Origin of the sequence: Amycolatopsis sp. VS8301801F10 (genome assembly GCF_046195355.1) — a bacterium.
Classification (GTDB): domain Bacteria; phylum Actinomycetota; class Actinomycetes; order Mycobacteriales; family Pseudonocardiaceae; genus Amycolatopsis.
In genome coordinates, this window is sequence record NZ_CP176065.1 from 3,283,124 (window position 1) to 3,300,106 (window position 16,983).

The window sequence follows — 16,983 nt, forward strand, 5'->3', positions numbered from 1 at the left end:
GAGCCCGCCTTACGATCCGACCGACGACCCATGAATGCTGCCTGGCTACCGCGGTGGAGTGCGCAATGCGTGAGAGTGAAAAGAATCGGGAATCCGGCTTCGCGGAGCGATTGACGCTTCTGCCGCCGGCGGACCGCGCGGGCTTCCTCGCCGGCGTGGTCCACGACGCGACGCGGGCGGCGCTGCGGGCCGCGCTGCCCGAGGTTCCCGCCGTCCTCGACCCGGAGAAAGCGTTCTCCGACCACGGTTTCGACTCGCTGGCGGCGGTGGAGCTGCACGCGCAGCTGACCGACGCGACCGGGCTCGACCTGCCGGTGACGCTGGCCTTCGACTATCCGACCCCGGCCGCGGTCGCCCGGTTCCTGCACGCCGAGGTGTTCGGCGCGGAGGAATCCGTCGCGGCGCTGGCCGCGGGAGGATCCCACGACGAGCCGGTCGCGATCGTCGGCATCGGCTGCCGCTATCCCGGCGGCGCGGTGTCGCCGGAAGCGTTGTGGCAGCTGGTCGCCGACGAGGTGCACACCATCTCCGGCTTCCCGGACGACCGCGGCTGGGACCTCGACCGCCTGTATGACCCGGACCCGGACCAGCCGGGCAGCAGCTATGTCACCTCGGGTGGATTCCTGCCCGGGGCCGGGGAATTCGACGCCGGGTTCTTCGGCATCGCGCCGCGCGAAGCGTCCGCGATGGACCCGCAGCAGCGGCTCGTGCTGGAGACGGCGTGGGAAGCGTTGGAGCGGGCCAAGATCGACCCGTCCACGCTGCGTGGCACTCCGGCGGGCGTGTTCATCGGTGCCGAGGCGCAGGAGTACGGCCCTCGGTTGCACGAAGCTCCCGACGGTCTCGACGGCTACCTGCTCACCGGCAACGCGCCTAGCGTCGTCTCCGGCCGGGTCGCTTACGCGCTCGGTCTCGAAGGGCCGACGCTCACCGTTGACACTGCTTGTTCCGGTTCGCTTGTCGCGCTGCACTTGGCGGTGCAGGCGTTGCGGCGTGGGGAAACCCAGCTCGCGCTCGCCGGTGGCGTCGCGGTGATGGGCGCGCCGGGCACGTTCACCGCCTTCAGTCGTCAGCGTGGTCTTGCGGAAGACGGTCGGTGCAAGGCTTTCGCGGCCGCCGCGGACGGCACTGGGTTTGCTGAGGGTGTTGGCGTCCTGGTGCTGGAACGGCTTTCCGACGCAGTCGCGAATGGACACACCGTGCTCGCCGTGGTGCGGGGTTCGGCGATCAACTCCGATGGCGCGTCGAATGGCCTTACCGCGCCGAACGGCCCGTCGCAGCAGCGCGTGATCAAGCGCGCGCTGGCCGACGCTGGTCTGGAAGCGGCCGAGGTGGACGCGGTCGAGGCGCACGGCACCGGCACCCGGCTCGGCGACCCGATCGAGGCGCAGGCGCTGCTGTCCACCTACGGTCAGGACCGCGAAACGCCGCTGCTGCTCGGGTCGATCAAGTCGAACATCGGCCACACGCAGGCCGCCGCGGGCGTCGCGGGCGTGATCAAGATGGTCGAGGCGATGCGGCACGGCGTACTGCCGAAGACGCTGCACGTGGACGAGCCGACGCCGCACGTCGACTGGACCGCGGGCGCCGTCGAGCTGCTGACCGAGCAGCGGGAATGGCCGGAGAACGAACGTCCGCGCCGCGCTGGTGTTTCGTCGTTCGGCGTGAGCGGGACCAACGCGCACGTCATCATCGAGCAGGCTCCGGCCATCGAGGTCGTCGAGACCACCAGCGACGAGCTGCCGGTTGTGCCGCTCGTGGTGTCGGCGCGCAGCGAAGAAGCGCTGAAGGCACAGGCTGCCGCCCTTCTGTCCACTGTGGAGTCTCAGCACCTGAGCGACCTCGGCTTCTCGCTCGCCACCACGCGTGCCGCGCACGACCAGCGGGCCGTGGTGGTCGCGGAGGACGTCGCCGAGGCCGTGCGCGGGCTGCAGGCGCTGGCGGCGGGGGAGCAGGACCCGAACGTCGTCGTCGGCGAGCGCACGCCGGGCAAGCTCGCGATGCTGTTCACCGGCCAGGGTTCGCAGCGGCTCGCGATGGGGCGTGAGCTGTACCTGGCGTACCCGAAGTTCGCCGAGGTCTTCGACGAGGCCGTCGACCACCTCGACGTGCAGATGGAGACTCCGCTGCGCGACGTTCTCTTCGGCGACAACGCTGAGGAGCTGAACGAGACGCAGTACACCCAGTGCGCGCTGTTCGCGGTCGAGGTCGCGCTGGCGCGGCTGCTCGAATCGTGGGGCGTGCGACCGGACATCCTGCTCGGCCACTCGATCGGCGAGCTGGCTGCCGCGCACATCGCGGGCGTGTGGTCGCTCGCCGACGCGTGCCTCGTGGTCGCCGCTCGCGGACGGCTCATGCAGGCTTTGCCGGAAGGTGGCTCGATGGTCGCCATCGCGGCCACCGAGGACGAGGTGCAGCCGCTTCTCGGCGACGAGGTCAGCCTGGCCGCGGTGAACGGTCCGACGTCGGTCGTCGTCTCCGGCGAGCGCGAAGCGGTCGATGCCGTCGTGTCGGTGTTCCGCATGCAGGGCCGCAAGGTGAGCGAGCTGCGCGTATCGCACGCGTTCCACTCGCCGCTGATGGAGCCGATGCTGGCCGAGTTCCGCGAAATCCTCGAGGTGGTCGAGTACGCGGCCCCGACGGTCCCGGTCGTCTCGAACGTGACCGGCCGGATCGCGACCGCGGAGGAACTGTGCTCGCCGGGCTACTGGCTCTGGCACGTCCGCCGCGCGGTGCGGTTCGCCGACGGGGTTCAGGCGCTGGTCGACGCTGGCGTGACGACCGCGATCGAGGTTGGTCCGGACGCCGTGCTCTCGGCGATGGCCGCCGGCACGAGCGAGGCCATCGCGTGCACTCCCGCGCAGCGCCGCGACCGGCCCGAGGTCGCCACCCTCGCGACCGCGCTCGGCCGCCTGCACACCCGTGGCGTGGCGATCGACTGGACGGCGTTCTTCGGCACCGCTCAAGCGGTCGACTTGCCGACGTATGCCTTCCAGCACAAGCACTACTGGCTCACCGCGCCCACCGGGCACGGCGACGCGGCGGACTTCGGCCAGCTGGCTTCCGGGCATCCGCTGCTCGCCGCCGAAATCGGTCTCGCGGGCGACGACGGCCTGGTCCTCACCGGGCGCGTCGCACTGCGGACGCACCCATGGCTGGCCGACCACGCGATCGCCGGTACGCCGGTCCTGCCGGGCACCGCGTTCGTCGAGATGGCTTTGCACGCCGCCGCCCAGGTCGGCTACGGCGTGGTCGACGAGCTGACCCTGCAGGCTCCGCTCGCGCTGCCGGAGACGGGTGGCGTGGCGCTGCAGACGCTGGTCGGCCCGGACGTCGACGGCCGCCGCACCATCGAGTTCCACTCCCGTCCTGACCACGACGCCGACGCGGCCTGGACCCGGCACGCCGTCGGTGTCCTCGCCGCTGGCCCGGTGGTCGAACCCGCGCCGCGCGGCGAGTGGCCGCCCGCCGGTGCCGAGGTGGTCGCGACGAACGAGCTGTACGGCGAACTGGCCGAACAGGGTTACGGCTACGGTCCGCTGTTCCAAGGCCTGCGTACCGCGTGGAAGCGGGACGACGTCGTGTTCGCCGAGGTCGCGCTGCCCACGGCCGGGCGTGACGCGGCGTTCGGCGTCCACCCGGCGCTGCTCGACGCGGTCCTGCACGCCACCGACTTCGCTCCCGGCGAGGCGCGCGAGCCGGACGAGATCCGGCTGCCGTTCGCGTGGACCGGCGTGCGGCTGCACGCTTCCGGCGCGACCGAGGTCCGGGTGCGGATCACGTCGCCGGCCACCGGCGGGGTCTCGATCGACGTGACGGACGTGGCCGGTACGCCGGTGCTGTCCGTCGAGTCGTTCCGCTCGCGGCCGGTCCGCGAGGCCGACCTCGGCACCCAGGCGCGCGACCTGCTGTACACCGTCGAATGGACGCCGGTCACTGCCTCGGCGGAGCTTCCGGCGCTGGCCTCGCTGGGCTCGATCAGCGGGTTTGCTGTTCCGGTGGTCGACTCGCTGGTGTCGCTGGTCGACGTGCCCGAGGTCGTGCTGCTGCCGGTTTCCGTTCCGGGCAAGAACCTCGCCGCCGCTGCCAAGCAGACCGCGCACCGCGTGCGGACTGTGCTGCAGCAGTGGCTGGAAGGCGACCGTTACGCCAGTGCGCGTCTGGTGGTGTTGACGCGCGGCACGCTCGCCGACTCCGCCGTCCGCGGTCTGGTGCGTTCGGCGCAGGCCGAGCACCCCGGTCGCGTGGTTCTGGTGGAGGGCGTGGCCACCCCGGCGACCCTGGCCACCGCGCTCGGCTCGGGCGAGCCGGAGCTGCGGATCGACGGCGACACGGTCTCGGCCGGTCGGCTGGTCCGGTTGGCCGCCGAAGCCGGCGAGCCGACCTGGCGCGCTGACGGCACGGTGCTGATCACCGGCGGCACCGGCGGTCTCGGAGCCCAGGTCGCGAAGCATCTCGTCACGAAGCACGGCGTGCGCAGCTTGCTGTTGCTGAGCCGTCGCGGTCTTAACGCACCGGGGGCGGCCGAGCTGGTCGAAGAGCTGGCGGAGCTGGGCGCGACCGCGAAGGTGGTCGCCGCGGACGTCAGCAAGAAGCGTTCGCTGTCGACGGCGATCAAGAAGGCGGAGCACCCGCTGTCCGCGGTCGTGCACACCGCTGGCGTGCTCGACAACGCGATGATCGGTTCGCTGACTGCCGAGCAGCTCGACGCGGTGCTGGCCCCGAAGCTTGACGCGGCGTGGGCGCTGCACGAGCTGACCGAGGAACTCGACCTGTCGGCGTTCGTCCTGTTCTCCTCCTCGGCGGGGCTCGCCGACGGTGCCGGACAGGCGAACTACGCCGCCGGCAACACCTTCCTCGACGCACTCGCCGAGCACCGCCACGCGGCTGGCCTGCCCGCCACGTCGCTGGCCTGGGGCCTGTGGGCACCCGACGCCGGGCAGGCGATCGGCATGGGCGCGACACTGTCCGAAGTGGACCGAAACCGCATCGCGCGGCTGGGGCTGGCTCCGCTCACCGTGTCGGAAAGCCTTGCCGCCCTTGACGCCGCGCTCGGCACCGGTGTTCCGACAGTCGTGCCCACCCGGGTCGACCGCGCGGCACTGCGGTCGCGCGGCGAGGACGTTCCGGCCGTGCTGCGCGGGCTCGTCCCCGCCGGCCGCCGCCGGATCGCGGTCGCCAGCGGGGAAGTGACGCCCGAGCAGCAGTTCGCCGAGCGGTTCGCGCACCTCGCCGAGGCCGACCGCGACCGCGCGCTGCTCGACCTGGTGCGCACGCACGTCGCGGCCGTTCTCGGGCACGACAGCGCGGACGCGATCAGCCCGGCCCGCCCGTTCGGCGAGATCGGGTTCGACTCGCTGGCCGCGGTGGAACTGCGCAACATCCTCGACTCGGTCACCGGCATGCGGCTGCCCGCGACGCTGGTGTTCGACTACCCGACGCCGCGTGCGCTCGCCGAGTACCTGGCGTCGCGCCTGGCTGGTCTCGCCCCGACGCGGACCGTCACCCCGGTGACCACTGTGGACCCGGAGGAGCCCATCGCCATCGTCGGCATCGCTTGCCGCTACCCAGGTGGCGTCGAGACGCCGGAAGACCTGTGGCGGCTCGTGTCCGAGGGCGAGGAAGCACTGTCCGGCTTCCCGGTCGACCGCGGCTGGAACGTCGACTCGCTGTATGACCCGGAGCCCGGCAAGCCCGGCCACTCCTACGTCAAGCACGGTGCCTTCCTGCACGACGCGGCCGAGTTCGACGCGGACTTCTTCGAGATCAGCCCGCGCGAGGCGGCGGCGATGGACCCGCAGCAGCGGCTGCTGCTGGAGGTGTCCTGGGAAGCCTTCGAGCGGGCCGGAATCGACCCGGTCGGTCTCCGCGGCAGCGCGACCGGCGTGTTCGCCGGCGTGATGTACCACGACTGGGGCACCCGCCTCGGCACGGTCTCCGACGACATCGCGGGCTACCTCGGCAACGGCAGCCTCGCCAGCGTCGTGTCCGGCCGGGTGTCGTACGCGCTGGGTCTGGAAGGCCCGACCGTCACCGTGGACACCGCGTGCTCGTCGTCGCTGGTAGCCCTGCACTGGGCGGTGCAGGCGCTGCGTCGCGGGGAGTGCACGCTGGCGCTGGCCGGCGGCGTCACCGTGATGTCCACTCCGGACACTTTCATCGACTTCAGCCGTCAGCGCGGGCTTTCCGCCGACGGCCGGTGCAAGGCGTTCGCCGAAGCGGCGGACGGCACCGGCTGGGGCGAGGGCGCGGGCATGCTGCTCGTCGAGCGGCTGTCGGACGCTCGCCGCAACGGGCACCCGGTGCTCGCGGTCCTGCGCGGTTCCGCGGTGAACCACGACGGTGCGTCGAACGGCCTCACCGCGCCGAACGGTCCTTCGCAGCAGCGGGTGATCGCCAAGGCGCTGGCCGACGCTGGTCTGCAGCCGTCCGAAGTGGACGTTGTCGAGGGCCATGGCACCGGCACCACGCTGGGCGACCCGATCGAGGCGCAGGCGCTGCTGGCCACCTACGGACAGGACCGTTCCGGGGACCAGCCGCTGTGGCTCGGGTCGATCAAGTCCAACATCGGGCACACGCAGGCCGCGGCGGGCGTCGCGGGCATCATCAAGATGGTCATGGCGATGCAGCACGGCCAGTTGCCGCAGACGCTGCATGTCGACCGTCCGTCCACTGTGGTCGATTGGGAGACCGGCGCGGTCCGGCTGCTCACCGAGGCCCGCGAGTGGGAGGTCGACCGGCCGCGGCGCGCCGCGGTGTCGTCGTTCGGTATCAGCGGCACGAACGCGCACGTCATCCTGGAGCAGGCGCCGGCGATCCCGGTCGAGCGGCCTTCGGAGACGCAGACGATCGTTCCGGTCGCGCTGTCCGGCCGGTCCGCCGCCGCGGTGCGCGGACAGGCGGCGCGGCTGCGTTCTTGGCTCGCCGAGGGCGTTTCCGTCGCGGAGATCGCGCGTTCGCTGGCTGCGACGCGGGCTTCGCTGGAACACCGCGCGGTGGTGGTCGCCGAGACCGCGGGAGAACTCGCCGACGGACTCGACGCGCTGGCTGGCGGGGACGCCCCGACCGGCCAGGTCGTGGACGGGAAGCTCGCCTTCCTGTTCTCCGGCCAAGGCGCGCAGCGAGTCGGCATGGGACGCGAGCTGTACGACGCGTACCCGGCCTTCGCGACGGCGTTCGACGCCGTGTGCGCGGCGATCGACCCGCTGGTCGACGTGCCGCTGCGGGACGTCGTGTTCGGCACCACCGAACTCGCCGACCGCGGCCTGCTCGACCAGACGCAGTACACCCAGACCGGGCTGTTCGCGGTCGAGGTCGCGCTGTTCCGGCTCGCCGAGTCGTGGGGCTTCCGGCCCGACGCGCTCGCCGGGCATTCGATCGGCGAGCTGGCCGCGGCCCACGTCGCGGGCGTGCTTTCCCTTGAGGACGCGGCGAAACTGGTCGCCGCGCGCGGCCGGTTGATGGGTGCGCTGAACGACCGGCGCGGCGCGATGGTCTCGTTCTCCGCGCCCGAGGACGCGGTTCGCGAGCTGTTGCAGGGCCACGAGGACGCGGTCAGCATCGCCGCGGTGAACGGTCCGGCCGCCGTGGTCGTCTCGGGTGACGCGGACGTGGTCGCCGAGATCGAGCGGGCCGCTGGCGATGTCCAAACGCGACGGTTGCGGGTGAGCCACGCGTTCCACTCGCCGCTGATGACGCCGATGCTCGACGAGTTCCGCGAGATCGCCGCTGACTTGGCCTACGACGCGCCGAAGATCCCAATTGTCTCGACGGTGACGGGGAAACTCGCCACCGACGACGAGCTGCGTTCGCCGGAGTACTGGGTTACCCATGTCCGCGAGACTGTCCGTTTCGGGGCCGCGGTCACGACTTTGGCGGAGAGCGGCGTTCAGACCTTCCTGGAAATCGGTCCGGACAGCGTGCTTTCCGCGCTCGGCCCGCTGAATGTCGACGCGGAGTTCGTCCCGTTCGGACGGCGCGACCAGGACGAGGTGCGCACCGCGCTCACCGCGGCCGGTCGCCTGCACGTCCGCGGCGCGGTGAAGCTCGGCCCGCTGCTCGGCGACGGTCCGGTCCGGCTCGACCTGCCGACGTATGCCTTCCAGCACAAGCGTTACTGGCTCGACGCCACTCCGTCCGGCGACGTCACCTCGGTCGGCCAGCAGCCGCTGGCGCACCCGATGCTGGGCGCGGTTGTGGCACTGTCCGGTTCGGACACCACTGTCCTCACTGGACGGTTGTCCGCGTCGTCGGTGCCGTGGGTCGCCGACCACGTGGTGAAGGGCGCGATCCTGGTGCCCGGCACCGGGTTCGTCGAGCTGGCGGTCGCCGCCGGCGACCAGGTGGGCCACCCGACGGTGGAGGAGCTGACGCTGCAGGCACCGCTCATCCTGCCGCCGGACGGCGCGGTCGCGCTGCAGGTCGTGGTCGGCCCGGCGAACGGCGACCGCCGCCCGGTCACCGTGTTCTCTCGCCCGGTCGAATCGGACGGCGACTGGACTCAGCACGCGCTGGGCACGCTGTCCGCCACCGCGCGGCCGGAGCCCGCTGGCCTCACCGAATGGCCGCCTCCGGGCGCGACCTCGATCCCGGTCGAGGGCGCGTACGAGCTGCTCAACGAGCGCGGCTACGGCTACGGCCCGGCGTTCCAGGGCCTGCAGGCCGCGTGGCGCCGCGGCAACGAGGTGTTCGCCGAGGTCGCGCTGCCGGAACCGGCCGCGTCCACGGCGGGTTCCTACGGCCTGCACCCGGCGCTGCTCGACACCGCGATGCACGCCGACCTCCTCGGCGACCCGAGCGGTTCGACGCTGCTTCCGTTCGTCTGGAACGGCGTCACGCTGCACGCGGTCGGCGCTTCGGTGCTGCGGGTGCGGATTGTCCGGCTGGACGGCGACGAACTGTCCTCGATCGAGGTCGCGGACGGCGAAGGCAACCCGGTCGCGTCGGTCGAGTCGCTGGTCTCGCGGCCGGTGCGGACCGAACTGGCCGCGCAGGCGGAGACCACCGACGGTGCGCTGCTCAAGATCGGCTGGCAGTCCGTGCCGGTCCCGGCCGCGGAGCCGGGCGACGTCGTCGCGATCGGCCGGGGCCGGGTCGGCGTGGCCGCCACCTACAGCGGCTTCGCGGACTTGCTCGGTGCCGTGGATCGCGGCGAGCCGGTGCCGGGTCTCGTGACGCTGTCGGTGCCTGCCACAGACGGCGCGGTGCCGGAAGCAGCACGGGCCAACGCGACTTGGCTGCTCGCCGAGATTCAGGCGTGGCTGGCCGAATCGCGGCTGACGGACACGAAACTCGCCATCGTCACCGAGGCAGCGGTCCCAGCCGGTGAGTCCACTGTGGACGTCACGCAGGGTCTGCTGTGGGGCCTCGCCCGGGCGGCGCAAGCCGAACACCCCGGCCGCGCGTTCCTGATCGACGCGGACGCAGATACGAAGGTCGAGACGATCGCCGCGGTGGTCGCCTCGGGAGAGCCGGAGTCGGCGATCCGCGCCGGCGCGGTCCTTGCCCCGCGCTACACCCGCACCGAGTCGACGGGCGCCACGGCGTGGGACGGCACCGTCCTGATCACCGGCGGCACCGGTGGTCTCGGCAGCCTGCTGGCGCGTTACCTGGTGGCCGAGCACGGCGTGCGGAGCCTCGTGCTCACCAGCCGCCGCGGTCTCGAGGCACCGGGTGCCGCGCAACTGGCCGAAGAGCTGACCGACCTCGGCGCGACCGTTCAGGTGGCGGCCTGCGATGTCGCGGACCGTGAAGCAGTCGCGGAGCTGGTCAACGGACTGCCGGACCTCGGCGCGGTGGTGCACGCCGCCGGTACCGCCGACAGCGGCGTCTTCGATTCGCTCACCGCGGAGCAACTGGCTGCGGTGCTGCGGCCGAAGGTCGACGCAGCCTGGCACCTGCACGAGCTGACCGCCGACCGGCAGCTGTCCGCGTTCGTCCTGTTCTCCTCGGCGGGCGGCCAGGTGCTGCCGGCCGGACAGGCGAACTACGCCGCGGCCAACGCGTTCCTCGACGGGCTCGCCGAACACCGGCGCGCGGCCGGGCTTCCGGCCACCGCGCTGGCCTGGGGGCTGTGGGCGGAAAACACCGGACTCGGCGGCGACCTCGCCGAAGCCGACCTCGCCCGGATGGCCCGTCTCGGCCTGCCCGCGGTGACCGCCGAGCAGGGCTTGACCCTGTTCGACGCCGCCGTGGCCACCGAAGACGCGGTGATCGCGCCGCTGCGCGTGGACGTCCCGGCGCTGCGGGCGCGTACCGACGAACTGCCCGCGCTGCTGCGTGGTTTCGTGCCGCCGAAGGCACGCCGCGTGGCGAAGGCGGCCAAGGCGGCGGACAACGCGCTCGCCGACGAACTGGCCGCGCTGGTCGAAAGCGAACGGGACCGGGTGCTGCTCGACCTGGTCCGCACGCAGGTGGCCACCGTGCTCGGCTACGCCGACAAGTCCGAAGTGGACGGAACGCGGGCGTTCAAGGAGCTGGGCTTCGACTCGCTCGCCGCGGTGGAGCTGCGCAACCTGCTCGGCACCGCGACCGGCCTGACGCTGCCCGCGACGCTGATCTTCGACCACCCGACCGCCAAGGCCGTCGCGGACTTCGTCAAGGGCAAGCTGCTCGGCGCGGTCGCGAAGACCCCGGCGACGACGGCCCGGACGAACGCGTCGATGCAGGAGCCGATCGCGATCGTGGGCATGGCCTGCCGCTACCCCGGCGGCGTCCGGTCGCCGGAGGATCTGTGGCAGCTGCTGGTCGACGAGGTCGACGCGGTGTCCGGCTTCCCGACCAACCGCGGCTGGGACATCGAGGGCATCTACGACCCGGAGCGCGGCAAACGCGGCAAGACGTATGCCAACCAGGGCGGCTTCCTGCACGACGCGGCGGAGTTCGACCCGGCGTTCTTCGGCATCGGCCCGCGCGAGGCGATGGCGATGGACCCGCAGCAGCGGCTCCTGCTGGAAACCGCGTGGGAGGCCATCGAGCGCGCCGGGATCGACCCGACCGCGCTGCGCGGCAGCCTGACCGGCGTCTTCACCGGCGCGATGTACGACGACTACGGCAGCCGCGCCCCGGGCGCCCCGGCCGACGTCGCCGCCTACATCCCCAACGGCAGCTCCGGCGCGGTCGTCTCCGGCCGGATCTCCTACCTGCTCGGCCTCGAGGGCCCGAGCATGACGGTCGACACCGCGTGCTCGTCCTCGCTGGTCACGCTGCACCTCGCGGTGCAGGCGCTGCGGGCCGGGGAATGCGGGATGGCGCTGGCCGGCGGGGTGACCGTGCTGTCGCAGTCGGATCTCTTTGTCGACTCCAGCCGCCAGGGCGTGCTTTCGCCCAACGGCCGGTCGAAGTCGTTCTCCGCGGCTTCCGACGGGGTCGGCTGGGCCGAGGGCGCGGGCCTGCTGCTCCTGGAGCGGCTGTCCGACGCGCAGCGCAACGGGCACGAGGTGCTCGCGGTGGTCCGGTCGAGCGCGGTCAACCAGGACGGTGCGTCCAACGGCCTGACCGCCCCGAACGGCCCGTCGCAGGAACGCGTGATCCACGCGGCCCTCGCCGCGGGCGGGCTGAAGCCGTCCGATGTGGACGCGGTGGAGGCGCACGGTTCGGGCACCAAGCTGGGCGACCCGATCGAGGCGCAGGCACTGCTGGCCACCTACGGCCAGGACCGCGACCGGCCGCTGTACCTGGGTTCGGTGAAGTCGAACATCGGGCACGCGCAAGCGTCCGGCGGCGCGGCAGGCGTGATGAAGGTCGTGCAGGCGTTGCGGCACAACCTGTTGCCGAAGACGATGCACGTCGACGCGCCGTCGCCGGTCGTCGACTGGACCACGGGCAACATCGAGCTGCTCACCGAACCGCGGCCGTGGCTGCGCAACGGTCACCCGCGCCGGGCCGGCGTCTCGTCGTTCGGCATCAGCGGCACCAACGCGCACATCATCATCGAGGAGGCCCCGCCCGCCCCGGCCACCGAAATCCGGCGCACCGCACCGGAACTTCCGGCGATTCCGTTGCCGCTGGCTGGTTCGGTCGCCCCGGCACTCGCCGACCAGGCCGCCCGGCTGGCCGCGCACCTGCGGGCCAACCCGGACGTCAGCCTGACCGACATCGGCTACTCGCTCGCCACCGGCCGCGCCGCGCTCGACCACCGCGCGGTGGTCCTGGCGGCCGACCGCGAAGCGGCGCTGAAGGCGCTCGACGGACTGGCCGACGGCCGGACCCCGGCGGGCACCGTGGCCGGCACGGTCAGCGCGGCCGACCTGACGGCGTTCCTGTTCACCGGACAGGGCGCGCAGCAGCCGGGCATGGGACGCGGGCTGTACGAGGCGTTCCCGGCGTTCGCCGGAGCGTTCGACGAGATCTGCGGACTCTTCGACACCGAGCTGGAAACCCCGCTCAAGCAGGTGATCTGGGAAGACTCGCCGCTGCTCAACCAGACCGCGTACACGCAATGCGCGCTGTTCGCGATCGAGGTCGCGCTGTACCGGCTGGTCGAATCCTGGGGAGTCACACCGGATTACGTCGCCGGGCACTCGATCGGCGAACTGGCCGCGGCACACGTTTCCGGAGTGTTCTCGCTGGCCGACGCCTGCTCGCTGGTCGCCGCTCGCGGCCGGCTCATGCAGGCGCTGCCGGCCGGAGGCACGATGGCGGCGATCGCGGCCACCGAAGAGGAGGTGCGTGCCTCGCTTCCGGACGGGGTGGACGTCGCGGCGGTGAACGGGCCGCGGTCGGTGGTCATCTCCGGTCCGGAAGAGGCGGTGCTCGCCGCCATGGCGACCTTCTCCGACGCTGGCCGCCGGACGAAGCAGCTGGTCGTCTCGCACGCGTTCCACTCGTCGCTGATGGAGCCGATGCTGGCCGAGTTCTCCGTGGTGGCGGAGAAACTGACCTACTCCGCGCCGTCGATCCCGGTGGTGTCGAACGTGACCGGCAAGATCGCGACCGCCGCGGAACTGTGCTCGCCGCGGTACTGGGTGGGCCACGTGCGGGAGGCCGTCCGGTTCGCCGACGGCGTCGGCACGCTGCTCGCCGCGGGCGTGACCCGGTTCGTGGAACTGGGGCCGGACGCGGTGCTCACCGGGATGGCTCGCGAATGCGACACCGCGGTCGCGGATCGGCCGGACCGGGTCGTCCAGGTGCCCGCGATGCGCCGCGGCCGGGCCGAGGTGCCGACCGTGTTCACCGCGCTGGCGACGCTGTTCTCCCGGGGCGCGAAGATCGACTGGAAGGCGCTGTTCGCCGGCCAGGGTGCGTCCACTGTGGACTTGCCGACCTACGCGTTCCAGAACAAGTCGTACTGGCTCGACGCGACGAAGCCGACCGGCGATGTCAGCACTTTGGGCGCACAGTCCGCCGGACACCCGCTGCTGGGTGCGCTGGTGGAACTGCCCGACGGCGGCGCGGTGCTGACCGGACGGCTGTCGGTCGCGACGCAGCCATGGCTGGCCGACCACGTGGTGATGGGGCGGACGATGCTGCCCGGCACCGCGTACGTCGAGCTGGCGGTGCACGCCGGGGACCAGGTCGGCTGCACCCTGCTGGAGGAGCTGACGCAGCAGGCGCCGTTGCTGCTGCCGGAAGACGGGGTCGACCTGCGCGTGGTCATCAGCGCGCCGGACGCCAGCGGCCGCCGGGAGCTGTCGGTGCACTCGCGGACCGAGGCGGGCTGGGTACAGCACGCCGCCGGCACGCTGGCTAACGGTGCGGCCGCGGACTTCTCGCTGGCTGAGTGGCCGCCGTCCGACGCGGAGCAGGTCGACCTGACCGGGTTGTACGACGACCTGGCCGGTCTCGGCTTCGGCTACGGTCCGACGTTCCGCAACCTGCGGGCGATCTGGATCCGCGAAGGCGAGGTGTACGCCGAGGTCGCGCTGCCGGAGGGCACCGCGGCGAACGAATTCGGCCTGCACCCGGGTCTGCTCGACTCGGCACTCGGCGCGACCGACTTCCTGATCCCGGGCGGTCCGAAGGCGCTGACCGAGACGACCATCCCGTTCGCGTGGAACTCGGTGTCGCTGCGGGCCAGCGGTGCGACCGCGCTGCGGGTGCGGGTCCGGAAGACCGAAAGCGGTTCGTCGCTCGACCTGGCCGACGCTGCCGGTGCTCCGGTGGCGCAAATCGCCTCGCTGGTCACGCGGCCGGTGTCGGAAGGCCAGCTCGGCGCGAAGGTGCCGGACTCGCTGTACCGGATCGAATGGCAGCCCGCTTCCGGGGTCCGGCTGGTGCCTTCGCTGGATGGCTGGGCGGTGCTCGGCACCGACGACCTCGGTCTCGGCGTGCCGCTGAAGGCGGAGCCGGTCGACGCGGAGGTGCTGGTGCTGCCGGTCGGCTCGGGTTCCGGTTCGGTGCCCGCGCAGGTGCACCAGGTCGTGCAGGAAACGTTGCGGCACTTGCAGAACTGGCTGTCGGTCGGGGCGGGCAAGCTGGTCGTGGTCACCCGCGACGAGCTGGCGCAGGCTCCGGTCTGGGGGCTGGTGCGGGCCGCGCAGGCGGAGAACCCCGGCCGGATCCAGGTCGTGGACCTCGACGCTACGGCGGAATCGGCCCGGGCGCTGCCCGCGGTCGTCGCGTCCGGCGAACCGGAGGCGCGGGTGCGCAACGGCGAGGTGCGCGTGCCGCGGCTGACCCGGGTCGCCGAGGTCGGCGAGCCGGTCGAATGGGACCCGGACGGCACGGTGCTGATCACCGGCGGCGCGGGCCTGCTCGGCGGGCTGCTGGCCCGGCACCTGGTCGCTCGCGGTGCGCGGGACCTGGTCCTGACCAGCCGGCGCGGTCTCGACGCGGCGGGTGCGCGGGAGCTGGTCGACGAACTGGCCGGCGAGGGCGCGAAGGTGACGGTGGCCGCGTGCGACGTCACCGACCGGGACGAGCTGGCGAAACTGCTCGACACGCTGCCGCGGCTGACCGCCGTGGTGCACGCGGCCGGGCAGATGGACAGCGCGGTGCTGAGTGCGTTGACGCCGGAGCAGGTCGAGAACGTGTTGCGGCCCAAGGTGGATGCGGCGTGGAACCTGCACGAGCTGACGGCTGATCGGAACCTGGCAGCGTTCGTCCTCTACTCCTCGGCGGGCGGCCTGCTGCTCGCGGCGGGACAGGCGAACTACGCGGCTGGGAACGTGTTCCTGGACGCGCTGGCCGAGCACCGCGCTTCGCTGGGCCTCCCGGCGACGTCGCTCGCGTGGGGTCCGTGGGAAGGCACCGACGGCGAGGTGGACCTGGCACACATCGCCCGGTCCGGGGTCGCGGAACTGTCCGCGGCTGAGGGCTTGGAACTGTTCGACGCCGCACTGTCCGCTTCCTCGGCGGCGCTGGTGCCGGTGAAGCTCGACCTCAAGGAGGCCGACCGCGCGTCGGCACTGCTGAAGGGCCTGGTCACCGCCACACCGCGGCGGGCGACGGTCGCCGCGGCGGCAGAACCGGAGGCCGGGTTCGCCGACAAGCTCGCCACGCTCCCGGCGGACGAGCGAGACTCGGCGGCACTGCAGCTGGTGTGCGAGCACACGGCAGCGGTCCTCGGATACGACGACGCTTCAGCGGTCGGGGTCGAGAAGGGCTTCACCGACCTGGGCATCGACTCGCTGGCCGCACTGGAGCTGCGCAACCGCCTAGGCGCCGCGACCGGCCTGCGGCTGCCCGCGACGCTGATCTTCGACTACCCGAGCCCGCTGCCGCTGGCCCGGCACCTGCTGACCGAGCTGGCTCCTGCCGAATCGGAAGAAGCGGTCGAAGAACTGAACGGCACCGATGACGCGGCAGCGGCAGTCGCCTCGATGGACCTGGCCGACCTGGTCCGCTCCGCGATGGGCGGCGCCGAGGAAGGGGGCGAATCCCAGTGACCCGGCCCTTTGGCGCAGCGGCTCAGGACGACTGCGGGTTCGGTAGGGGTAACTAGCGGCTAGTCAACCGGCGGCCCGAGCTGATCGTCGCGATCGGCTCGGGCCGCCGGTGTGTCTGCGGGTGGCTTTGCGCGGCCTGGTCTGAGCCGGGGTTTGGAGGCGATCAGGCTGGATCTGCGGGGTGATTCTGCCGAGGCCGATGCCGCGCTGTGTCCGATGTGGACACGGGGCCGAGCTGGGGGCGCGATCGAGTCGCAAGCGCCTTGCCGGGTCGCTGGCCGGTTGTGTCACGGGAAAGTCCTTGCCCTGCACGGGTGGCGGGCAGATGCGAAGAGGCGGCCGTTCCCGGGTGGGCCGATCCCGTGGGGAGACGCGGCCAAACCCGTGCCAGAGATCGGGAATCCGGGCCCGCTGCGCCGCGACGGGCGATCGTGATGACCTCGGCGGCCAGCCGGTGCAAGGTTGGGCATATCGGGGCCGGAACCGTCGGGATCGCGACGGCTGCGCGCGGGTGGTCGCGCAGCCGGGAGCAGCTGCGGGCGAACCTGCCCGCGGCGGTGGAGAACGACGAGCTGTCGGCCGAGCACGTCGCGCGGCGCGTTGGGCGGCCGAGGGTTTCGTGCGCGCCGACGGGCTTTTGGCGCGGGAAATCGGCCCAGGGGGATGGCGCTGCTGCGGATTGGCCCGTGGTCCCCGGGGTGGACTCGGGCGGTTCCGGCTGCGACTCGCAGGCAGAGTTGCGCTGCTGCGGTTCGGCCGACGGTCGCGGGGTGATGCGGGGCGTTCTGGTTGCAGCTCGCGGGCGGGGTGCGTTGCTCCGGCTCGGCCACGGTTGCCCAGGGCGAGCGCAAGCAGTTCCGGTTGTGACTCGCCGGCAGGGTTGCGTTGCTGCGGTTCGGCCTGGTGCCCGGAATAGGCTCGGGCGATCCCGGTTGCGACTCGCAGGCGGGGGTGCGTTGCTGCGGTTCGGCCACGGTTGCCTGAGGTGGGCGCAGACAGCTCCGGTACGACTCGCAGGCAGGGATGCGGTGCTCCGGCTCGGTCCGTGGGTGCGCAGGGTGGATTCGGGCGGTTCTGGTTGCGGCTCGCCGGTGGAGGTGCGCTGCTCCGGCTCGGCCCACGGTTGCCCGGGGTGGGCGCAGGCAGCTCCGGTCAC

At 72.3% G+C, this 16,983-nt stretch carries 1 protein-coding gene; it reads left to right on the forward strand.

Features of this window, described 5'->3' with window-relative positions; all coding sequences use genetic code 11:
• Positions 1-53 precede the first annotated feature (53 nt).
• Positions 54-15,827, forward strand: coding sequence for an SDR family NAD(P)-dependent oxidoreductase (locus F9C11_RS15935; protein ID WP_409185642.1), 15,774 nt, complete (start codon positions 54-56; stop codon positions 15,825-15,827).
• Positions 15,828-16,983 lie beyond the last annotated feature (1,156 nt).